The following is a 20,585-nucleotide window of genomic DNA, read 5'->3' on the forward strand; positions in this document are numbered from 1 at the left end:
CGCCGCCGGACGGGCGGAAACCGGCCGAGCCGGAATCGCCCGGGTGTGGGACAGTGGAGGAATGAAGCACGGCTCCGATTCGGGGTTCGATGGCGGATTCGACGACTTTGACCGCAACAAGAGCCGGCCAGTGCTCATCACCGCCGCCGCGCCCTCCTACGAGGAGCAGCACCGCGCGCGGGTGCGTAAATACCTGACCCTGATGGCTTTCCGGATTCCGGCGCTGATCCTGGCGGCGGTCGCCTACGGCGCCTGGCACAACGGGCTGATCTCGCTGGCGATCGTGGCGGCGTCGATCCCGCTGCCGTGGATGGCTGTGCTGATCGCCAACGACCGGCCGCCGCGCAGTCCCGACGAGCCCGCCGGTTCGACAACGCCCGCCGCCGCACCCCGCTGTTTCCCCGCGCCGAGCAGGCGGCGCTGGAGCCGCCGCCAGCTGCGCAGGCGCGGTGGCAACCGGGCGGGTGGGACGGAATCGATCGGGACCGCCCGCCGTTTCACTGAGCGTGCCGCCGGGGCGCACTTCTCAGGACATTCTCAGGTCGGCGACACATTTCTGCACGTCAACACGTGTGAGATGGGGAACCGCCGGGAACTCAGAAGGCTGGTCTGTCGTTGAACCCGATGACAGTACAAGCCGAACGGGAGGTCGCTATGGCGAACGCCAGCACGAGCAGATTTGACGGCGATCTGGATGCTCAAAGCCCCGCAGCGGACCTGGTGCGCGTGTATCTGAACGGGATCGGTAAGACGGCGTTGCTGAATGCGGCTGGCGAAGTGGAACTCGCGAAGCGCATCGAGGCGGGGCTCTACGCCGAGCACCTGCTCGAAACGCGTAAGCGCCTCGGGGAGAACCGCAAACGCGATCTGGAGGCCGTGGTGCGCGACGGCCAGGCCGCGCGCCGTCATCTGCTGGAAGCGAACCTGCGCCTGGTGGTGTCGCTGGCCAAGCGGTACACGGGTCGCGGCATGCCGTTGCTGGACCTGATCCAGGAAGGCAACCTGGGGCTGATCCGGGCGATGGAAAAGTTCGACTACACAAAGGGATTCAAGTTCTCGACGTACGCGACGTGGTGGATCCGTCAGGCCATCACCCGCGGCATGGCCGACCAGAGCCGCACCATCCGGCTGCCGGTGCACCTGGTCGAGCAGGTCAACAAGCTGGCGCGGATCAAGCGGGAGATGCACCAGAACCTGGGCCGCGAGGCCACCGACGAGGAGCTGGCCGCCGAGTCGGGCATCCCGATCGACAAGATCAACGACCTGCTCGAGCACAGCCGCGACCCGGTGAGCCTGGACATGCCGGTGGGCTCGGAGGAGGAAGCCCCGCTGGGCGACTTCATCGAGGACGCCGAGGCGATGTCCGCCGAGAACGCGGTGATCGCCGAGCTGCTGCACACCGACATCCGCAGCGTGCTGGCCACCCTGGACGAGCGCGAGCACCAGGTGATCCGGCTGCGGTTCGGCCTCGACGACGGCCAGCCGCGCACGCTGGACCAGATCGGCAAGCTGTTCGGGCTGTCCCGGGAGCGGGTCCGCCAGATCGAGCGGGACGTGATGTCCAAACTCCGCAACGGGGAGCGCGCCGACCGGCTACGGTCGTACGCGAGCTGATAGCTCACCCAAGCTAGGTAGCAGACGGTATGCCCGCCGCGTCAGCGGCGGGCATACTGCTTGCCGTCGACGCGTTACACCCATTCACGCAGCTGGCCAAGTAGACTCAGCGTCGATGGAAGGTGCTGAATGAACGACCTGGTTGACACCACCGAGATGTATCTGCGGACCATCTACGACCTCGAAGAAGAGGGCGTGACGCCGCTGCGTGCCCGGATCGCCGAACGCCTCGATCAGAGCGGGCCGACCGTCAGCCAAACCGTGTCCCGGATGGAGCGCGACGGGCTGCTGCACGTCGCCGGCGACCGCCACCTCGAGCTCACCGACAAGGGCCGGGCGCTGGCCGTGGCCGTGATGCGCAAGCACCGGCTGGCCGAGCGGCTGCTGGTCGACGTCATCGGGCTGCCCTGGGAGGAAGTGCACGCCGAGGCGTGCCGCTGGGAGCACGTGATGAGCGAGGACGTCGAGCGGCGCCTGGTGAAGGTGCTGAACAACCCCACCACCTCGCCGTTCGGCAACCCGATTCCCGGGCTGCTGGACCTGGGCGTGGGGCCCGAGTCCGGCGCCGAGGAGGCCAACCTGGTCCGGCTCACCGAGTTGCCGTCCGGCGCCCCGGTGGCCGTGGTGGTGCGCCAGCTCACCGAGCACGTCCAGGGTGACATCGACCTGATCTCGCGGCTCAAGGACGCCGGTGTGGTGCCCAACGCCCGGGTGACCGTGCAGACCGGCCCCGCGGGGGTGACGATCGTCATCCCCGGCCACGAGAACGTCACCCTGCCGCACGAGATGGCCCACGCGGTCAAGGTCGAAAAGGTCTGAGCCGCACCGCTTCTCCGCTTCAGCCGGCCCCGCGGCCGAACGTTTCAGCCGGCCCTGCGGCCGAACGGCCGCCGCGGCGGCATCCGCACGCCGAACTGTTTGGCCAGCCGGTAGCCGGTGCGCGCCAGGTCCCGGATGTCCTCGGGCCGCAGACCCGACTGCAATGCGGTGTCCAGCATGCCGGCCATCCGATGCCCGGGCTCGCAGCGCAGCGCCTCGGCCAGCGACACCCCGGCCAGCGGACCGTCGCCACGGGCGTAGGCGCTGAACGCGACCAGCACCAGCGCCTCGACCCGCCACGGCTCGGGCAGCGTGCGCGCCAGCACCGCCCACAGCGATTCGACCTCGTCGGCGCCCTCGCCGACGGCCAGCGCGTAGAGCATGTCGCGCACCTGAGGGTCGCTCAGCGCGCAGCCCAGCCTCGCCAGCTCGGTGTCGGACAGCGCCTCACCGGATGACACCCGGGCGGCGGCGGCCATGGCCTTTTCCACGTCGCCGCGGGTGCGGCGCACCGGATCCGCCCGGTGCGCCGCGGTCCGCCGGCCGGCCTGACGCCGGACCGCGGCCGTCAACGCCGCGCTGCGCTCGGGGTCCTCGACGGCGATGACCGCCTGCAGATCGGCGCGCCGCGCGTAGAGCCGCCTGCCGTCCAGCACCGCCGCGGCGGCCAGCGGCGACGCCGACGGGTCGTCGATCAGGCCGCTGGCCCCGCAGCCGTCGACGCAGTGCCAACGGCCGCCCAGCGCGACCCGGTCCACCACGTGCGCGGCATACAGCTCAATGTCGTTGCGCGCCAACGCTTCTGACAGCGCATCGCACAGCTGTCGGTAGTCCTCGTTGCAGCTCGGGCAGGGCGCCCCGGCCGCGTCGACGATCACCGCGATCACCGCCTCGGGCCGGGCCGCGGCGGCCACCTCGGCCAGGTGGTCGACCCGGTGCGCCAACTCGTCGGACAGGTCGACGCGTAGCACCGACCCGAGCCGCCCGTCCTCCAAAGACACCAGTACCAATGAACTTTCGGGGACGAAGCCGAGAACGGCGGGCAGCGCGGCGATGAGCGCGCCCGGGCGGGAAAGCGTGAAGTCGGGTTGTCGATGCGTGGTCATGAGCACCCACGCTGACGGCCGCCACCGTCACCGGGTGCGCGGCCGCGCGGGCGCGGCAGCACAGCTGTGGATGAACCCAGCACTGTGAGTTGAGCTGCTCTACTGTTTAGCCCATGAGCTCGCCGCAAGAGTACGACATGGTGGTCATCGGGTCGGGGCCCGGCGGGCAGAAGGCCGCGATCGCATCGGCCAAGCTGGGCAAGTCCGTCGCGGTCGTCGAACGCGGACAGATGCTCGGCGGCGTGTGCGTCAACACCGGCACCATCCCGTCGAAAACGTTGCGCGAGGCGGTCCTCTACCTCACCGGCATGAGCCAGCGTGAACTCTACGGCGCCAGCTACCGGGTGAAGGAGAAGATCACCCCCGCCGACCTGCTGGCCCGCACCCAGCACGTGATCGGCAAGGAGATCGACGTGGTGCGCAACCAGTTGATGCGCAACCGCATCGACCTGCTGATCGGGCACGGCCGCTTCGTCGACCCGCACACCATCGAGGTCGAGGACCCGTCCCGGCGCGAAAAGATCACCATCAGCGGCAAATACGTCGTCATCGCCACCGGCACCCGGCCGGCGCGGCCGTCGGGCGTCGAGTTCGACGAGGACCGGGTGCTCGACTCCGACGGGATCCTGGACCTCAAATCGCTGCCCACCTCGATGGTGGTGGTCGGCGCCGGCGTGATCGGCATCGAGTACGCCTCGATGTTCGCCGCCCTGGGCACCAAGGTGACCGTGGTGGAGAAGCGGGACGACATGCTCGACTTCTGCGACCCCGAGGTGGTCGAGGCGCTCAAGTTCCACCTGCGCGACCTGGCGGTGACGTTCCGGTTCGGCGAGGAGGTGACCGCGGTCGACGTCGGGTCGGCGGGCACCGTCACCACCCTGGCCAGCGGCAAGCAGATTCCCGCCGAGACGGTGATGTACTCGGCCGGCAGGCAGGGCCAGACCGACCATCTGGACCTGCACAACGCCGAGCTGGAGGCCGACAACCGGGGCCGCATCTTCGTCGACGACAACTTCCAGACCAAGGTGCCGCACATCTACGCCGTCGGGGACGTGATCGGCTTCCCGGCGCTGGCCGCCACGTCGATGGAGCAGGGCCGGCTGGCCGCCTACCACGCGTTCGGGGAGGCGTCCGACGGCATCACCGAGCTGCAGCCGATCGGCATCTACTCCATCCCCGAGGTCTCCTACGTCGGGGCCACCGAGGTGGAGCTGACCAAGGACGCGATCCCCTACGAGGTGGGGGTGGCACGGTACCGGGAGCTGGCCCGCGGCCAGATCGCCGGCGACTCCTACGGCATGCTCAAGCTGCTGGTGTCCACCCAGGACCTCAAGGTGCTCGGCGTGCACATCTTCGGCACCAGCGCCACCGAGATGGTGCACATCGGGCAGGCCGTGATGGGCTGCGGCGGCACGGTGGAATACCTGGTCGACGCGGTGTTCAACTACCCCACCTTCTCCGAGGCCTACAAGGTGGCGGCGCTGGACGTGATGAACAAGGTGCGCGCGCTCAACCAGTTCCGCCGCTGACCCGCTAGCAGGCGTCCTGCAGGTCGTTGGGGATCGGGTCGCCCGGTCCGCCGGCCTCGGCGCGGGCCAGCAACTCCGCGGTCTGCGCGTCGAACGGCGCCGAGTACGACATGTTGGCCGCGCAGCCGCCCCGCTCCAGGCCGCCGATCAACCCGACCACGGTGGTGCCGCTGACCCAGGGCGCCCCGCTGGTGCCGTCCACCAGCCCCTCGCAGGCCAGCGCCGGGAATCCGGTGTCGGTGACCGACGTGGCGGCCTGGCACCCGATCGGCGAGCCGCCCACGCCGGCCGGATAGCCCAGCACGGTGACCCGGCTGCCCGGCGGGGGTGTGACGCCCAGCGTCAGCGCCAACCCGACCCGGGACTCGACGGCGGCGCCGCTGTCGTTGCTGACCCGGGCCACCGCGTAATCGGCGTGCGGATCCTTGCCGTTGGTCCAGCGCGGATCGAGGTACACCGCGTCGGCCTTCCACACGTCGGCGGGCCCGGGTGCGGCGTCGCCGGCGAAGCCGGGAACGAACGTGATCAGCGACGCCCCGGCCAGGCAGTGCGCGGCGGTGATGATGAGGTTGCCGGCCGCGGAATGCAGCACCGAACCGGTGCAAACATGAAGCGGCCCACCGTCGATGAAGATCGCCCCGATGCGCCGGTCCGGCTCCACCGGACCCGCGACGGCCTTCTGCTCGGGCTGGCTGAGCCGCTGCACCGGGCCGCCGACCCGCGGTGCGGACACCGGGGCACCCGACACGTGCTCGACGGGCCGGTGGCACGACGTCAGCGACGCCGCCACCCCCACCACCGAGCAGAGCATCAGGATCGGTACGCGCATCGCCTTCATCATGCCTGACCCTGCCCCGCCGGGCCGACTTCCGCGCGTCGCGGTGTGGCCACGGGTTTGCTGGCGCGCCGCGGTGCGGACCCCGGATCGGGGCGCCGCGGATTACGCCGGACAATGGTGACGTTTCAGCTGACAGCGTGACTTCGCGTTCGCTGTTCGATGTCGGTGCCCCGCGATTCGGGGGACACTTGGTAGGGCACCCTGGAGAGACCCCCGAAAGGAGGCGATCCCCATGACTCACCGTCAAGACGCAGGTGATCAATACCAGCCGGGGCAGGCCGGCATGTACGAGCTGGAGCTGCCCGCCCCGCAGTTGTCGACGTCCGACGGGCGCGGCCCGGTCTTGGTGCACGCCCTGGAGGGCTTTTCCGACGCCGGGCACGCCATCCGGCTGGCGGCCAAGCATCTGAAGGCGGCGCTCGATTCCGAGCTGGTCGCGTCGTTCGCGATCGACGAATTGCTGGACTACCGCTCGCGGCGCCCGCTGATGACCTTCAAGACCGACCACTTCACCCACTACGACGATCCCGAGCTGAGCCTGTACGCGCTGCGCGACAGCGTCGGCACCCCGTTTTTGCTGCTGGCCGGGCTGGAGCCGGACCTGAAGTGGGAGCGCTTCATCACCGCGGTGCGGCTGCTGGCCGAGCGGCTGGGCGTGCGCCAGACCATCGGCCTGGGCACCGTGCCGATGGCGGTCCCGCACACCCGGCCGATCACCATGACGGCGCACTCCAACAACCCGGAGCTGATCAAGAACTTCCAGCCCTGGATCGCCGAGATCCAGGTCCCCGGCAGCGCGTCCAACCTGCTGGAGTACCGGATGGCCCAGCACGGGCACGAGGTGGTCGGCTACACCGTGCACGTGCCGCACTACCTCACCCAGACCGACTACCCCGCCGCCGCCCAGGCGCTGCTCGAGCAGGTCGCCAAGACCGCGTCGCTGGAGCTGCCGCTGACCGCGTTGAGCGAAGCCGCCGAGGTGATCCGGGCCAAGATCGACGAGCAGGTCGAGGCGAGCGCGGAGGTGGCTCAAGTGGTGGCCGCGCTCGAGCGCCAGTACGATGCCTTCATCGACGCCCAGGAGAACAGGTCGTTACTTACTCGCGACGGGGACCTGCCCAGCGGCGACGAGCTGGGCGCCGAGTTCGAGCGATTCCTGGCCCAGCAGGCGGAGAAGAAGTTCGACGACGACGACCAGGCCTGACCCGACCACCCAGCCACCACCGCCGTCACCCCGGCCCGACAACAAGGTTGGCGATATGACCGAGCGGAAGCGCAAGAACACGCTCCGCCCGGTGCGGGAAGTGAGCGCACCCCGCCTCGAGTTCCGCACCATTCACGGTTACCGCCGCGCCTACCGCATCGCCGGGTCGGGGCCGGCGATCCTGTTGATCCACGGTATCGGCGACAACTCCACCACGTGGAACACCGTGCAGGCCAAGCTCGCCCAGCGGTTCACCGTCATCGCCCCGGACCTGTTGGGGCACGGGCAGTCCGACAAGCCGCGCGCCGACTACTCGGTGGCGGCCTACGCCAACGGGATGCGCGACCTGCTGGCGGTGCTCGACATCGAGCGGGTGACCATCGTCGGCCATTCCCTGGGCGGCGGGGTGGCCATGCAATTCGCCTACCAGTTCCCGCATTTGGTGGAGCGGCTGATCCTGGTCGGCGCCGGCGGGGTGACCAAGGACGTGAACTTCGTGCTGCGCTGGGCGTCCCTGCCGCTGGGCAGCGAAGCCATCGCCCTGCTGCGGCTGCCGCTGGTGCTGCCGGCGGTGCAGCTGATGGGCCGCGTCCTGGGCACCGCGCTGGGCAGCACCGGCCTGGGCCGCGACCTGCCCAACGTGCTGCGGATCCTCGACGACCTGCCCGAGCCGACGGCGTCGGCGGCGTTCAGCCGGACGCTGCGGGCGGTGGTGGACTGGCGCGGGCAGATCGTCACCATGCTCGACCGCTGCTACCTGACCGAGGCCATCCCGGTGCAGATCGTTTGGGGCACCAAGGATGTGGTGGTCCCGGTCCGGCACGCCTGGATGGCGCACGCCGCCATGCCCGGCTCGCGGCTGGAGATCTTCGAGGGCTCCGGCCACTTTCCGTTCCACGACGACCCGGCCCGGTTCATCGACGTCGTCGAGCGCTTCATCGACTCCACCGAGCCCGCCGCATACGATCAGGAGGCGCTGCGCCGGTTGCTGCGCAGCGGCGGCGGCGCGCAGGCCGTCACCGGCCCCGCGCCCACCCGCGTCGCGGTGCTCAGCGCCATGGGATCCGACGAACGCAGCGCCACCTGAGTCCGGGCCGGCCGCGGCCGGGGTCGTACAGTCGGGCCATGGGTATCGACGTGACGGTGCTGCGGGTGTTCACCGACTCGGACGGCAACTTCGGCAATCCGCTCGGCGTGGTGGACGCCGGCCGGGTCGAGGTCGCCGACCGGCAGCGGCTGGCCACCCAATTGGGTTACAGCGAAACGGTTTTCGTTGACCTTCCGGCACCCGGTTCGTCCACCGCGCACGCCACCATCTACACGCCGCGCACCGAGCTGCCGTTCGCCGGTCATCCCACCGTCGGTGCCGCGTGGTGGCTGCGCGAGCAGGGCTCGCCGATCAACACGCTGGCGGTTCCGGCCGGGATCGTGCAGGTCGGCTACGACGGGCCGCGCGCCCGCATCAGCGCCCGCTCGGAATGGGCGCCCGAACTCGCGCTGCACGAATTCGGTTCGGCCGAGGAGGTTCTCGCCGCCGATCCGACGGAGTTCTCCGACGACACCGCGCACTACCTGTGGGCCTGGACCGACCGGGCCGCCGGGGCGCTGCGGTCCCGGATGTTCGCCGCCAACCTGGGCGTGCCCGAAGACGAGGCGACCGGTTCGGCGGCGATGCGGATCACCGATTACCTGAGCCGGGACCTGCGGATCACCCAGGGCAAGGGTTCGGTGATCGAAACCAGCTGGAGCGCCGAAGGCTGGGTGGGGGTGGCCGGGCGGGTGGTCAATGACGGTGTGCGGCACCTGGATTGACGAGCCGGCGGCGATGACTCCTCAGCGCTGCCGGTGCAGCACCGCGGCGAGATGGTCCTGCAGCGGCTGCCCGACCGCGCCCATCTGCACCGAGTAGGAAAGCTCGTCGCCGTCGATGCGGAACCAACGCGCGAGCGCCGTCACCTTCTTGGCGCTGGGGGTCAGCCCGATCGACGTGGTGGACATCCGCATCTCGATGAGGCCGCCGGTGACCGCGTAGCTGCCGACCTCGATCTCGGTGATGCCGCTGGGGTGGGCCAGCACCAGTTCGAGCCGACCCGGTTGCGGCACCCGCAGGTATCCGGTCTCGGCGTGCAACGGCTTGCCGTCGGCCGCCGCCCGGGTCTTCTGGGCGTAGGCCAGAAACGGCTTGCCGACGTGGGAGAAGGTGACCTCTTCGAGGTAGTCGAACGGCTGGATGGTGGGGTACTTGCCGGAGCCCCGGCCGGTCCAGGTGCCCAGCAGCGGGGCCAGCGCCGCCAGGTCGGGATGCAAGTCGGTGGGCATGAACGCGAGCCTAGGCCGACGCGGTGTGCGCGGCGTCGTCAGCCCGGGGTCGCCACCCCGCGGTGCTCGCGCAGCGCCTGGATCTCGCGCTCGAAATCGTCGGCGGACTCGAACGACCGGTAGACCGAGGCGAAGCGCAGGTAGGCCACCTCGTCGAGGTCGCGCAACGGCCCCAGGATGGCCAGGCCGACCTCGTGGCTGGGCACCTCGGGCGAGCCGGCGGCGCGCACGGTGTCCTCCACCTGCTGGGCCAGCAGGTTGAGCGCATCGTCGTCCACCTGGCGCCCCTGGCAGGCCCGGCGGACACCGCTGATCACCTTTTCCCGGCTGAACGGCTCGGTGACGCCGCTGCGCTTGACCACCGCCAGCACCGCGGTTTCCACGGTGGTGAAACGCCGTCCGCACTCGGGGCAGGAGCGGCGCCGCCGGATGGCCTGGCCTTCGTCGGTTTCCCGCGAGTCGATCACCCGGGAGTCCGGATGACGGCAGAACGGACAGTGCATGACTGCTCCTTCACCGTGCCGACGACCGGGTACCGCAGGACTTCGAGCGTACCTGCGCCGACGGCGCCCCGGCTAACGGAGCCACCGGGCCTCCGGGCCCGCCACCGGCAACAGTGGCATCGGGCCCCGGAAACGTTGTGGCACAAGGAGTTCAGCCGACGGGAGCGATCAACGTCTGGCCGGCAACCAATGTGGGCGAGTTCAGGTCATTGAGCTCGCGGATGCGGTCGGCGACCTGGGCGGCCGGCGCGTCGGGCGCCACCCGGTGGGCGACGTCGGACAGCGACTCCCCCGGGTCTACCCGCACCACGGCGAGCCGGTCCGGAACGTGGGCGGCCGAGCTCGGCGCGTCGCCGTTGAGCACCTGACCGACGTTGGCGACCACACCAAGCCACAGCGTGATCGCCCCCGCGGCCAACGCCAGCCCGACCGTCGTCACCCAGGTGACCGAGCGCCTCCGGTGCGGAGCAACCGACATGGCCACCCCGGTGCCGTGGTAGCGGGTCGCCGCCCCGGCGGGCCGGACCGGCCCCGGCCGGCGTGGACGGGTCAGCCCGTCGCGGCCGTACCGAACGCCCTGAACCGGTCCGTTGACCGGGCGCCGAAGACTGCTCGGACGCGGCGCAAGCGTATGGATGACTGTCATCTGCGTTCCTCCGGTCAACTAGCTCTCGCTCGTGTGTTCGACTCTAATCGCTTGTGTGTTCGAAACCCGAACATTTGAGCGAAGCGTGTCGCACGAGCCAAACGCTAGATCACGCCACCGACAACTTCGTCGGCCTTACCACTGTCATGCAGATCAGGTACCCGGTCTACGCAAAAGTTACACATGTGTGATTCCGCAGTTGTAGGGTCTTTAGGCCCCAGGCGGGCTCCGCGGCCGACACCGGGGTCGGACACGACACGCCAGTCGAACACATGTTTGATTCTCGTCGGCGATGGGGTTACATTCGGTGCCATGGACGACAGCAACGACAGTTCATCAGCCGGACCGGACGGCCGGCTGCACGCCGTGGATCCCTCGCTGACCGAACGGCAGCGCACCATCCTGAATGTCATCCGCTCCTCGGTGACCAGCCGCGGCTACCCGCCGAGCATCCGGGAGATCGGCGACGCCGTCGGCCTGACGTCGACCTCCTCGGTGGCCCACCAGCTGCGCACCCTGGAACGCAAGGGCTATCTGCGCCGCGACCCCAACCGGCCGCGCGCGGTCGATGTCCGCGGCGTGGACGACGACGTGGCCGCGCCCGCCACCGAGGTGGCCGGCTCCGACGCGCTGCCCGAACCCACCTTCGTCCCGGTGCTCGGGCGGATCGCGGCCGGCGGGCCCATCCTCGCCGAGGAGGCCGTCGAGGACGTCTTTCCGCTGCCGCGCGAGTTGGTCGGCGACGGAACGCTTTTCCTGCTCAAGGTCGTCGGTGACTCGATGGTCGAGGCGGCGATCTGTGACGGCGACTGGGTGGTGGTGCGCCAGCAGCACGTCGCCGACAACGGCGACATCGTCGCGGCGATGATCGACGGCGAGGCCACCGTCAAGACGTTCAAACGCGCCGGCGGTCAGGTCTGGCTGATGCCGCACAACCCGGCGTTCGACCCCATTCCCGGTAACGACGCGACCGTGCTGGGCAAGGTGGTCACGGTGATCCGCAAGGTGTGACGCCGGTCAGTCGGCCTTGGTGAAACCGTTGGCCTGCGCGACCTCTTCGCTGGACAGCCACAGCTCGGGCAGCGTGTCCCGGTACAGGTCGCTGCCCGGCGTGTAGTACAGGCCGTAGCGAGCGCTGGCCTTGATCGGGTAACCCTCCGGCGCCTGGTAGGGGTCGTCCAGCGGCAGGTGGATCGTCGGCCGCCCGTCCGGGCCGGCCAGACCGTTCTCCGAGGCGTCCTCCTCGTCCGCGGCGGCGTGCCGTCCGGACCGCGGTCGGGTCCCGGCGACACCGGCGGCGACGGCACCGGCGGCCTCCGCCACCTCCTCCGGTCCCGGCTGCGGTTCCGGGCGCTCTTCGGGCTGCGCTTGCGGCGCGGCCAGCTCGGCGTATTCGTCGTCGGCCTCGGCGGCCGGGATGCCGCCGGTCACGGCGTCGGCGTCGGGCGGGGTGTGCGGCACGGCGAGGTCGGGATAATCGTCCTCCCGGTAGCCGACATCCGGGTAGTCGACCTCGGCGTAGTCGGCGTCGGCGTAGGCGGCGTCGTCGGCGGCCTCGGGTTCGGCGACCTCCGGGACGGCGTCGGTGTAGTCGGTGTAGTCGGCCTCGGCGGCGGGATAGTCGGCTTCGGCGAGCATCTCGTCGGAGACCACCGGGATCGAATCGGTGTCGACCGCGTCGGGGTCCTCCTCCTCCTCGAACCCGTACCCGCCGTCGGCGGGGGCCTGGCGCTGCCAACTGACCCGGGCGGCGGCCCCGGACCCGGCCGGCGGCTCACCGGACGGCGGCGCGCCGAAGTGCTCGGTGGCCACGTCGGCGTCGTCGTGTCCCCACTGCCCCTCGGCCGCGTCGTAGCCGTGGTCGACGCCGTAGCCGGTGGCCTCGGGCCCGGGCCGGCGGCGGCGCCAGACGAACAGCACCCAGATCAGCAGCACCAGCAGGACCGCGACCGGGATCGCGGCCATCAGCCACCACCAATGCCAGCTGAACTTCTTGGGGTGGGCCGGCATGGCCGAACTGCTCGGCTGGTTCTGGCCCGAGATCTGCAGGCCGGACAGCAGCGGCGCCAGGTTCGACGGGTCGGTGCTGAACGTGTTCTTGGCCCGGTTCCAGGAGATCTTGCCGCCGGTGAACTGCTGGGAGATCACGTCGCCGTCCACGGCCTGGTCGCCGACCGGCGCGCCCAGTTTGCCGGCCGGAGCGCGGAGTTTGTCCCAGGCGGCCCGCATCGCGCCGCGCACCACGAAGGCGCCGTGGTCGGCCGTCCAGAAGATCACCGGCTTGTCGGGGGCCGAGAAGGTGGCGATCCGGCTGGACGGCCCGATGCCGCCGTCGGTCTCGTTGGTGGTGGGGAATCCCAGGTCGCTGCCGGCCGGCCCGCCCAGCGACTCGTATTTGGCCAGGATGTCGCTCTCCAGCGCGTTCGCCCCGGTGGCCGGGGTGAAGAACACCTTGCCGCCGGCGAAGTTCTGCACGATCCCGTCGCCGCCGACCGGGGTGGGTCCGCCCTGCTTGGCACCCAGCGGGCCGCCGGGCCCGCCGGCCGCGCGCCAGGCCGTGTTGATGGCGGCGGTGGGATCGATGGCGACCTGCAGGCCCTTCAACTGGTCGGCCAACCCCGGCGGTTCGGTGCTGAACTGCTTGGTCTGCCGGTTCCAGGACACCTGGCCGCCGCTGAATTTCTGGGTGGACACCTCGCCGTTGTAGGTCTCGTCACCGACCGGCACCCCGAGCACCCCGCCCGAGCTGCCGAGCTTGTCCCAGGCCGAGTTGATGGCGCCGCGCACCACGTGGGCGCCGTGCTCGGGCGTCCAGAAGATCACCGGCTTGTCGCTGGCCGAGAAGGTGACCACCCGGCTGTCGGGACCGGCCAGGCCCGGCACCTCGTTGATGGCCGGGAAGCCCAGGTCGCTGCCGGCCGGCCCACCCAGCGACTCGTATTTGTCCAGGATCGGCCCGTAGGCGAATTTCGCGCCGGTGGCCGGGGTGAAGAACATCTTGCCGCCGTCGAAGTCCAGCGCGAACCCGTCCCCGACGGGATACACGTCGCCCTTGCGGCCGCCCAGCGGGGAGGTGTCGCCGCCGGCCTTCTCCCAGGCCGCCATGATCGCCGCCTCGGCGTCGCCGATCGGGCTCGCCGTCGCGGCGGGCGCCAGGAGTACCGCGGCCAGTGCTGTGGTCGTCAAGCTGACCAGCGCGCTTCCGACCAGCTTGCGCATCCGACCTCTGTGCACCTTCACCAAGCCTTCCAGCCGACGGGCATGGCTCCCTCTGCGGCGACGCCCGTACTGCGTCTCCGGCGCGCGGGCCGCGATGGCGCGGGGAAAGGACCCACTCACGATCCGCCTTGTCGCCGGGCTCGCATTACTTTGCTCCAGCCAACAAGAAATGCGAAGTCAAATTACGAATTTTACAAAAACGGATACCGCATCGATGTCGAACCGATGCGGGGCCATGTCCGAATCGCGACCCGGCGTGCCCCCGGCCGCGCGAAACGCTAGACGCCGAGGCTGCGGCCGATGATTTCCTTCATGATCTCGGTGGTGCCGCCGTAAATGGTCTGCACCCGGGCATCCAGATAGGCACGAGCGACCGGGTATTCGCGCATGTAGCCGTAGCCGCCATGCAATTGCAGGCAGCGGTCGATCAGGTGCACCTGCTTCTCGGTGGAGTACCACTTGGCCATGGCGGCCTGTTCGGCGGTCAGCTTGTGGTCCAGGTGCAGGCGGACGAACTCGTCGACCATCATGCGCACCACGGTGGCCTCCGTCGCCAGCTCGGCCAGCACGAACCGGCTGTTCTGGAAGCTGCCGATGGGCTTGCCGAATGCCTTGCGCTCCTTGGTGTATTCCAGCGTCTGCTCCAGCACCTGCTCCATCGCCGCGGCCGCCATGACGGCGATCGAGATCCGTTCCTGCGGCAGGTTCTGCATCAGGTAGATGAATCCCATGCCCTCCTGGCCCAGCAGGTTCTCGGCGGGCACGTGCACGTCGGTGAACGACAGCTCGGCGGTGTCCTGGGCGTCCAGCCCGATCTTGTCCAGGTGCCGTCCCCGCTCGAAGCCCTCCATGCCGCGCTCCACCACGAGCAGCGAAAAGCCCTGCGCCCCCTTGTCCGGATCGGTCTGGGCCACCACGATCACCAGGTCGGAGTTGATTCCGTTGGTGATGAACGTCTTTGACCCGTTGAGCACGTAGTGGTCGCCCTGCTTGACCGCACGGGTCTTGATGCCCTGCAGGTCGCTGCCGGTGCCCGGCTCGGTCATCGCGATCGCCGTAATCAGTTCTCCGGTGCAGAATTTCGGCAGCCAGCGCTGCTTCTGCTCCTCGGTGGCCAGGGCCAGCAGGTAGGGCGCGACGATGTCGTTGTGCAGGCCGAAGCCGATCCCGCTGTAGCGGCCGCGGGTGGTCTCCTCCGTGATGATGGTGTTGTACCGAAAATCGGGGTTGCCCCCGCCGCCGTACTCCTCGGGCACCGCCATGCCCAGGAAGCCCTGCTTGCCGGCCTCGAGCCACACCCCGCGGTCGACGATCTTCGCCTTCTCCCATTCGTCGTGATACGGCGCGACGTGACGATCGAGGAAGGCCCGGTAGGACTCGCGGAACAGTTCGTGTTCTGACTCGAAAAGCGTGCGCTGGTATTTGATGGCGCTGCTCATGGACGACCTCCGGGCGACTGGGATTGCTGTCGCCCAACATATACCAACCAGACGGTTGGTCGGCAGCCGCCGGGGTCAGGGACGGCTCAGGGGGCGGCGAACTCGCGCAGCCGCCCGGCCAGGGCCAGCGGAACGCGCGCCTTGATCCGGGTGCCCTCGGCGTTGTGCTCCTCCTGCTGCACCCGCCCGTCGGCGTGCAGCCGGGCCACCAGGTCGCCGCGGTGATACGGGATCACCACGTCCACGGCGGCCTCGGCCGGAACCGCCAGTTCGGCGATCCGGCGGCGCAGGCCCTCGATGCCGTCACCGGTGGCCGCGGACACGAACACCGCGCCGGGCAGGGCGTGCCGCAGCTTGGCCAGCGCCACGTCGCCGGCGGCGTCGGTCTTGTTCACCACCAGCAGCTCGGGCGGCGGATTGCCGTGATGGTCGGCGATGACCTCGGAGATCACCTGGTGCACGGCGTCGATCTGGGCCAGCGGGTTGACGTCGGAGCCGTCGACGACGTGCACCAGCAAATCGGCGTCGACGACCTCCTCCAGGGTGGAGCGGAACGCCTCGACCAGCTGGGTGGGCAGGTGCCGGACGAAGCCGACGGTGTCGGTGAGCACGAACGCCCGGCCGTCGTCCCATTCGGCGCGCCGGGTGGTGGGCTCCAGGGTGGCGAACAGGGCGTCCTGCACCAGCACGCCCGCCCCGGTCAGCGCGTTGAGCAGGCTGGACTTGCCGGCGTTGGTGTAGCCGACGATGGCGATCGAGGGCAAGTCGCTGTGCAGCCGGCGGCTGCGCTGGGTGTCGCGGACCTGCTTCATGTCCTTGATCTCGCGGCGCAGCTTGGCCATCCGCTCGCGGATGCGGCGCCGATCGGTTTCGATCTTGGTCTCACCGGGACCGCGCAGCCCCACGCCTCCCCCGCTGCCGCCGGCACGGCCACCGGCCTGCCGGGACATCGACTCGCCCCAGCCGCGCAGCCGCGGCAGCATGTACTCCATCTGGGCCAGCGACACCTGCGCCTTGCCCTCCCGGCTGGTGGCGTGCTGGGCGAAGATATCGAGGATCAGCGCGGTGCGGTCGATCACCTTGACCTTCACCGCCTTTTCCAGCGCGGTCAGCTGCGCCGGGGACAGTTCGCCGTCGCAGATCACGGTGTCGGCGCCGGTGGCCAGCACCACGTCGCGCAGCTCGGCCGCCTTGCCCGAGCCGATGTAGGTGGACGGGTCGGGCTTGTCGCGGCGCTGGATCAGGCCCTCGAGCACCTGGGAGCCGGCCGTCTCGGCCAGCGCGGCCAGCTCGGCCATGCTGGCCCGGCTATCGGCGGCGGTGCCGTCGGTCCACACACCGACCAGCACCACCCGTTCCAGCCGCAGCTGGCGGTATTCGACCTCGGAGATGTCGGTGAGCTCGGTGGACAGGCCGGCGACGCGGCGCAGCGCCGACCGGTCTTCCAGGGCGAGTTCGCCGGTGCTCGGCTCCGTGATGGCCGGAGCGTCGTCGCGGAATTCGGGATGTGTCATAGGCAATAAAAGATGATGCACGCAACCTCGGTGGCGTGCACCTGAATTAACGCTGCGCTTGCTGCCACCATTCCTCGCTGATTTCGCCGTTGGCCACCAGCACCGACGGCCCGCGCAGGTAGCTGGTGGCGTCGGTGACGGTGACGACGACGTCGCCGCCCGGTACCCGCACGGTCAGGGTGCCGGTGTCGGCGCCGGCGGCGGTCAGCGCGGCGACGGCGGCCGCGACGGTTCCGGTGCCGCAGGAGCGCGTCTCGCCCACGCCGCGCTCGTGCACCCGCATGTGCACCACCCCGGCTGCCGGTGCGGTGAGGACCTCGACGTTGACCCCGTCCGGGAACTGGGCGGCATCGAAGCTCACCGGCGCGGCGACGTCCAGCGCGGCCAGCTCGTCGACGCTCAGCTCGGGGTCCAGGCAGGCCAGGTGGGGGTTGCCCACGTCTACCGCCAGGCCGGCGAACCGCCGGCCCCCCACGGTCGCCTCGAAGGCCTCGCCCCCGCTGCCCAGCGTGTTGGCCTTGCCCATGTCGACGCTGACGTCGGCGCCGGTCGCGTCGGCGGCGTGCACGGTGACCGGCCGGGGGCCGGCCAGCGACCCGACCACGAATTCGTCGCGGGTCTCCAGCCCGCTGGCGCGCAGATAGTGCGCGAAGACCCGCACGCCGTTGCCGCACATCTGGGCCACCGAGCCGTCCGCGTTGCGGTAGTCCATGTACCAGTCGCCGCCGGCCACGCCGTCGGGCAGCCGGTCCAGCACGCCGGCCGCGGCGGCGGCGCCGGCGGTGGTGACCCGCAGCACCCCGTCGGCGCCCAGCCCGCGCCGCCGGTCGCACAGCGCGGCCACGCCCGCCGCGGTCAGGCGCAGCTCGGCCGGGGGGTCGCACAGCAGCACGAAGTCGTTCTCGGTGCCGTGGCCCTTCGCGAATTTCACCTGCTCAGGATACGTGGCGCCAGGCGTCCAGGGCGGCGTCGACGAGGCGGGGCGGGCTGCAGGCGCCGGCGTCGAGCCAGCGCACCCGGTGGTCGCGCCGAAACCAGGACCGCTGCCGGCGCACGTAGCGGCGGGTGCCCGCGTAGGTCTGCTCGCGGGCCTGCCGCAGCTGCTCGTCGCCGCCGCCGGCGTCGAGCGCGGCGATCACCTGCGCGTAGCCCAGGGCGCGCGCGGCGGTGACCCCGTCGCGCAGCCCCCGCCCGAGCAGCCCGGTCACCTCCGCCACCAGGCCCTGCTCGAACATCGCGTCGGTGCGCCTAGCCAGCCGCTCGTCGAGAAGCGTTGTGTCGCAATCCAATCCGATGATGACGGTGTCCCACCGCGGCGCGCCGATCCGCGGCGCGGACGCGGCGAACGGCCGGCCGGTCAGCTCGATGACCTCCAGCGCCCGCACCGTGCGCCGGGCGTCGGTGGGCAGGATGGCCGCGGCGGCCGCGGGATCGCGGCGGGCCAGCTCGGCGTGCAGCTCGCCCACCCCGACCTCGGCCAGCCGCCGCTCCCAGCGCGCCCGCACCCGCGGATCGGTGGCCGGGAACGACCAGTCGTCGAGCAGCGACTGGATGTAGAGCATGGAGCCGCCCACGATGATCGGCACCGCGCCGGCGGCCAGGATGGCCTCGATGTCGGCCGCGGCGGCGCGCTGGTAGCGGGCGACGGTCGCGGTCTGGGTGACGTCGAGGACGTCGAGCTGGTGGTGCGGGATGCCGCGGCGAGCGTCGACGGGCAGCTTGGCGGTGCCGATGTCCATCCCGCGGTAGAGCTGCATCGCGTCGGCGTTGACGATCTCGGCGCCGAGTGGCCCGAGCCGTTCGGCGACGTCCAGCGCCAGCTGGGACTTGCCGGTGCCGGTGGGGCCGATGATCGCCAGTGGCCGCACGGCCGCCGTCACAGCTGCCAGGCGCCGGCGAAGTAGCCCACCCCGTAGGGCGCCCCCCGGTAGAGTTCCTTGGCCGAGCGCGGCCCCGGCTCGGCCAGCCCGGCCAGCACCCCGAAGGCGACCCGGCCCAGGATCTGGCCCGGCAGGCGGCGCAGCGCGGCGATGTCACCGCCGGCCAGCGCGTCGTCCAGGGCCTGCTGCGCGGCGGCGTCGCCGGGGTGGTGACCGCCGGGGGCGGCCGGGGTCAGGGTGTTCGCGCCGTCGGCCACCACCAGCACCCCGACCGGTTCGGGCAGCGCGTCCAGCTCGGCGCGCAACTGCCGGCCGCGGCGCACGGCGGTGTCGGCGTCGTAATCGGCGCGATAGATGCGGGCCCGGGCGGCGGCCCGCGGCTGGACCTGGCCGCGAAGCCAGCCGCCCAGCAGCACGCACAGCGGGAGCGCGGCCGGGGCCGTCTCGGCCCGGCCGTCGGCCGGCGGGGACAGCCGGACCGGCACGTCCACCCCGAACCCGGCGAAGGTGCCCACCGCGTCGTCACCCAGCTCCTGGTCGGCGGCGCCGGTCCCGACGATCAGCCAGCGATCGGGCAGCAACGCGGCCGCCGCGAGCGTCGCGGCGCTCAGCTCGGCCAGCTCGTCGGCGGCGGTTCCGGCGAGCTCGGGGACGAGCACCGGCGCCGACGGGACGATGGCGATGACGCTCAGCACGCCACCAAACTAACGCGGCCCGGCGCGCCCGGGGTCACCACCGGGAGCTGTCGGCCACCAGCAGCCGGCCGCTGAACGGACCGGTGTCGTCGTCGTCCGCGGCGACGTCGGCGGCGGTGTCACGGGCTTTTCGCGGGGCGCTGCCCGGGCCGGGCTCGGGCCGGTTGATGCTGGCGGCCTCGCCGCGGGCCAGCGCGATGGTCGCGACGATCACCACCGCGACGGCGCCGACCAGCACGAACGCCTTGGGACCGTGCGCGTTGAGCGTCTCGTCGAGCACCAGCACGCCGAGCAGCCCGGCCACCACCGGCTTGGCCACCGTCATCGTCGGCAGCGAGGCGGTCAGCGCGCCGGCGCGAAACGCCGATTGCTGGAAGATCATCCCGGTCAGCGCCACCAACAGCCAGGGCACGAACTCCGGCGAGGTCAGCACACCGACCAGGCTGTGCTCGGACATCTCGACCACACCCTTGGTCAGCACCGCGAACAGCGCCAGCGACGAACCCGCGACCACCGCCAGCAGCACCGCCGCGAACGGGCTGCCGGCCCACCTGCGCGCCGCCACCACGCAGGCCACCAGCACCGGCACCATGACCAGGGCCACGATCACCCAGATGTGCAGCGGGGCGCGCTGCTTGCCGGATGCCGGGTCGCCGACGATGATCACCACGGCCAGGGCGGTGGCCAGAATCAGCGCCCACGCCCACTCCCGCGGTTTGATCCGCTGGTGGGCCAGCCGCGCGTAGAGGGGCAGGGCGAACAGCAGCGCCGTCACCTGCAGGGCGGTCACCAGCACCACCGACCCCCAGGCCAGCGCGGCGGCCTGCAGGCTGTAGTTGGTGATCGCGGCCAGGCCGCCCAGCCACCAGCGCGTGTCGCGCAGCGACATGCGGAACAGTTCGAGGTGGCCCACCGGTTTGTCGGTGATCTCGTGCGCGGAGCGCTGGCGGATCACGTCGCCGACCGCGGAGGCCAACGCCGCGCACAGGGCGATCAACGCAGCGACATCAACCTTCGACATGTTCCGACCCCTCCGCCTCGCGACCCGTCCGGACTAGCTTTCCCCGAGGCGCAAGCAAATGCACGCACAATTCGCGTTCAGTTCAACTACAAATTCATGACGTTCCACACGTTGGCGGACCGCGTCCCAAGGTGATCACTCGATTATTACTTCAGCAATCTATGTAGCCGCTTGGATAACTCTAAGAGAACGTCACAGGGAGCCGGCGGGCGTTCTTCGGTGGAATGCCAAGGTGGCGG

General features: G+C 70.6%; 19 protein-coding genes and 1 pseudogene. 8 read left to right on the forward strand and 12 right to left on the reverse strand.

Going from position 1 to position 20,585, the window contains the following annotated elements:
* Positions 1–43 precede the first annotated feature (43 nt).
* The 3 genes and pseudogenes from NF20_RS10690 (at position 44) to NF20_RS10700 (ending at position 2,433) form a co-directional block, all read left to right on the forward strand.
* Positions 44–504 (forward strand): annotated as a pseudogene (locus NF20_RS10690) (DUF3099 domain-containing protein).
* 120 nt (positions 505–624) lie between these two features.
* Positions 625–1,614 (forward strand): sigma-70 family RNA polymerase sigma factor SigB, encoded by a 990-nt coding sequence (gene sigB, locus NF20_RS10695; protein WP_024637055.1) that lies wholly within the window; start codon positions 625–627, stop codon positions 1,612–1,614.
* A gap of 129 nt (positions 1,615–1,743) precedes the next feature.
* On the forward strand, positions 1,744–2,433 hold the full coding sequence (locus NF20_RS10700; RefSeq protein ID WP_033712699.1) for a metal-dependent transcriptional regulator: 690 nt from the start codon (positions 1,744–1,746) through the stop codon (positions 2,431–2,433).
* A gap of 44 nt (positions 2,434–2,477) precedes the next feature.
* On the opposite strand, the gene NF20_RS10705 is transcribed toward NF20_RS10700, so the two are convergent.
* Complete coding sequence (locus NF20_RS10705; protein WP_033712698.1) at positions 2,478–3,539, reverse strand: DUF4192 domain-containing protein; 1,062 nt, start codon at positions 3,537–3,539, stop codon at positions 2,478–2,480.
* Positions 3,540–3,652: 113 nt separating this feature from the next.
* Between NF20_RS10705 and sthA the strand changes: the two genes are divergently transcribed.
* Positions 3,653–5,068 (forward strand): Si-specific NAD(P)(+) transhydrogenase, encoded by a 1,416-nt coding sequence (gene sthA / locus NF20_RS10710; protein ID WP_003878620.1) that lies wholly within the window; start codon positions 3,653–3,655, stop codon positions 5,066–5,068.
* 4 nt (positions 5,069–5,072) lie between these two features.
* Here the strand turns inward: sthA and NF20_RS10715 are convergent, their stop codons facing one another.
* Positions 5,073–5,909 carry a trypsin-like serine peptidase gene (locus NF20_RS10715; protein ID WP_009977965.1) on the reverse strand — a complete coding sequence of 279 codons (837 nt, stop codon included), beginning with the start codon at positions 5,907–5,909 and terminating at the stop codon, positions 5,073–5,075.
* 229 nt (positions 5,910–6,138) lie between these two features.
* Between NF20_RS10715 and NF20_RS10720 the strand changes: the two genes are divergently transcribed.
* From NF20_RS10720 to NF20_RS10730, 3 genes are read left to right on the forward strand one after another with little or no spacing between them, the layout of a single operon-like run.
* Complete coding sequence (locus NF20_RS10720; RefSeq protein WP_003875229.1) at positions 6,139–7,110, forward strand: proteasome assembly chaperone family protein; 972 nt, start codon at positions 6,139–6,141, stop codon at positions 7,108–7,110.
* Positions 7,111–7,165: 55 nt separating this feature from the next.
* Positions 7,166–8,197: an alpha/beta fold hydrolase gene (locus NF20_RS10725; protein ID WP_003875228.1), complete on the forward strand. Its 1,032-nt coding sequence runs from the start codon at positions 7,166–7,168 to the stop codon at positions 8,195–8,197.
* A gap of 38 nt (positions 8,198–8,235) precedes the next feature.
* A complete protein-coding gene (locus tag NF20_RS10730) occupies positions 8,236–8,922 on the forward strand; it encodes a PhzF family phenazine biosynthesis protein (protein ID WP_033712696.1) in 687 nt (228 codons plus the stop codon).
* A 21-nt stretch (positions 8,923–8,943) separates the two neighbouring features.
* Here NF20_RS10730 and NF20_RS10735 read toward each other — a convergent pair whose 3' ends face one another.
* From NF20_RS10735 to NF20_RS10745, 3 genes are all read right to left on the reverse strand, one after another.
* Positions 8,944–9,429 carry a peroxynitrite isomerase gene (locus NF20_RS10735; RefSeq protein WP_033717277.1) on the reverse strand — a complete coding sequence of 162 codons (486 nt, stop codon included), beginning with the start codon at positions 9,427–9,429 and terminating at the stop codon, positions 8,944–8,946.
* 38 nt (positions 9,430–9,467) lie between these two features.
* On the reverse strand, positions 9,468–9,932 hold the full coding sequence (gene nrdR, locus NF20_RS10740) for a transcriptional regulator NrdR (RefSeq protein WP_003875225.1): 465 nt from the start codon (positions 9,930–9,932) through the stop codon (positions 9,468–9,470).
* Between the two features lie 151 nt (positions 9,933–10,083).
* Positions 10,084–10,578, reverse strand: a complete 495-nt coding sequence (locus tag NF20_RS10745) for a LysM peptidoglycan-binding domain-containing protein (RefSeq protein ID WP_033712693.1) — start codon at positions 10,576–10,578, stop codon at positions 10,084–10,086.
* Between the two features lie 312 nt (positions 10,579–10,890).
* Between NF20_RS10745 and lexA the strand changes: the two genes are divergently transcribed.
* On the forward strand, positions 10,891–11,589 hold the full coding sequence (gene lexA / locus NF20_RS10750) for a transcriptional repressor LexA (RefSeq protein WP_003875223.1): 699 nt from the start codon (positions 10,891–10,893) through the stop codon (positions 11,587–11,589).
* Positions 11,590–11,595: 6 nt separating this feature from the next.
* Here lexA and NF20_RS10755 read toward each other — a convergent pair whose 3' ends face one another.
* The 7 genes from NF20_RS10755 to NF20_RS10785 all read right to left on the reverse strand — a co-directional run bounded on the left by NF20_RS10755 (position 11,596) and on the right by NF20_RS10785 (position 20,346).
* On the reverse strand, positions 11,596–13,797 hold the full coding sequence (locus NF20_RS10755; RefSeq protein ID WP_033712692.1) for an LGFP repeat-containing protein: 2,202 nt from the start codon (positions 13,795–13,797) through the stop codon (positions 11,596–11,598).
* Positions 13,798–14,075: 278 nt separating this feature from the next.
* Positions 14,076–15,236 (reverse strand): acyl-CoA dehydrogenase family protein, encoded by a 1,161-nt coding sequence (locus NF20_RS10760; protein ID WP_033712690.1) that lies wholly within the window; start codon positions 15,234–15,236, stop codon positions 14,076–14,078.
* Positions 15,237–15,322: 86 nt separating this feature from the next.
* Positions 15,323–16,750 carry a GTPase HflX gene (gene hflX, locus NF20_RS10765; protein ID WP_033712689.1) on the reverse strand — a complete coding sequence of 476 codons (1,428 nt, stop codon included), beginning with the start codon at positions 16,748–16,750 and terminating at the stop codon, positions 15,323–15,325.
* Between the two features lie 46 nt (positions 16,751–16,796).
* Entirely contained in the window at positions 16,797–17,681 is an 885-nt protein-coding gene (dapF, locus tag NF20_RS10770; RefSeq protein WP_033712688.1) for a diaminopimelate epimerase, read from the reverse strand.
* 4 nt (positions 17,682–17,685) lie between these two features.
* On the reverse strand, positions 17,686–18,618 hold the full coding sequence (gene miaA, locus NF20_RS10775) for a tRNA (adenosine(37)-N6)-dimethylallyltransferase MiaA (protein WP_088295528.1): 933 nt from the start codon (positions 18,616–18,618) through the stop codon (positions 17,686–17,688).
* An 8-nt stretch (positions 18,619–18,626) separates the two neighbouring features.
* Complete coding sequence (locus tag NF20_RS10780; RefSeq protein WP_033712685.1) at positions 18,627–19,325, reverse strand: hypothetical protein; 699 nt, start codon at positions 19,323–19,325, stop codon at positions 18,627–18,629.
* A 34-nt stretch (positions 19,326–19,359) separates the two neighbouring features.
* Entirely contained in the window at positions 19,360–20,346 is a 987-nt protein-coding gene (locus NF20_RS10785) for a DMT family transporter (protein WP_019733527.1), read from the reverse strand.
* Between the last annotated feature and the right edge of the window lie 239 nt (positions 20,347–20,585).

Source organism: Mycobacterium sp. MAC_080597_8934 (assembly GCF_000523975.1).
GTDB classification, from domain to species: domain Bacteria; phylum Actinomycetota; class Actinomycetes; order Mycobacteriales; family Mycobacteriaceae; genus Mycobacterium; species Mycobacterium avium.

What these genes read in the sequence shown, in the direction of transcription:
- sigB (WP_024637055.1), top strand. Translation starts at nt 625, where the DNA reads ATGACAGTACAAGCCGAACGGGAGGTCGCTATGGCGAACGCCAGCACG.
- NF20_RS10785 (WP_019733527.1), bottom strand. Translation starts at nt 20,346, where the DNA reads ATGTCGAAGGTTGATGTCGCTGCGTTGATCGCCCTGTGCGCGGCGTTG.
- NF20_RS10755 (WP_033712692.1), bottom strand. Translation starts at nt 13,797, where the DNA reads ATGCGCAAGCTGGTCGGAAGCGCGCTGGTCAGCTTGACGACCACAGCA.
- NF20_RS10760 (WP_033712690.1), bottom strand. Translation starts at nt 15,236, where the DNA reads ATGAGCAGCGCCATCAAATACCAGCGCACGCTTTTCGAGTCAGAACAC.
- NF20_RS10730 (WP_033712696.1), top strand. Translation starts at nt 8,236, where the DNA reads ATGGGTATCGACGTGACGGTGCTGCGGGTGTTCACCGACTCGGACGGC.
- NF20_RS10745 (WP_033712693.1), bottom strand. Translation starts at nt 10,578, where the DNA reads ATGACAGTCATCCATACGCTTGCGCCGCGTCCGAGCAGTCTTCGGCGC.
- nrdR (WP_003875225.1), bottom strand. Translation starts at nt 9,932, where the DNA reads ATGCACTGTCCGTTCTGCCGTCATCCGGACTCCCGGGTGATCGACTCG.
- NF20_RS10700 (WP_033712699.1), top strand. Translation starts at nt 1,744, where the DNA reads ATGAACGACCTGGTTGACACCACCGAGATGTATCTGCGGACCATCTAC.
- hflX (WP_033712689.1), bottom strand. Translation starts at nt 16,750, where the DNA reads ATGACACATCCCGAATTCCGCGACGACGCTCCGGCCATCACGGAGCCG.
- NF20_RS10705 (WP_033712698.1), bottom strand. Translation starts at nt 3,539, where the DNA reads ATGACCACGCATCGACAACCCGACTTCACGCTTTCCCGCCCGGGCGCG.
- sthA (WP_003878620.1), top strand. Translation starts at nt 3,653, where the DNA reads ATGAGCTCGCCGCAAGAGTACGACATGGTGGTCATCGGGTCGGGGCCC.
- lexA (WP_003875223.1), top strand. Translation starts at nt 10,891, where the DNA reads ATGGACGACAGCAACGACAGTTCATCAGCCGGACCGGACGGCCGGCTG.
- NF20_RS10725 (WP_003875228.1), top strand. Translation starts at nt 7,166, where the DNA reads ATGACCGAGCGGAAGCGCAAGAACACGCTCCGCCCGGTGCGGGAAGTG.
- NF20_RS10720 (WP_003875229.1), top strand. Translation starts at nt 6,139, where the DNA reads ATGACTCACCGTCAAGACGCAGGTGATCAATACCAGCCGGGGCAGGCC.
- NF20_RS10735 (WP_033717277.1), bottom strand. Translation starts at nt 9,429, where the DNA reads ATGCCCACCGACTTGCATCCCGACCTGGCGGCGCTGGCCCCGCTGCTG.
- NF20_RS10715 (WP_009977965.1), bottom strand. Translation starts at nt 5,909, where the DNA reads ATGATGAAGGCGATGCGCGTACCGATCCTGATGCTCTGCTCGGTGGTG.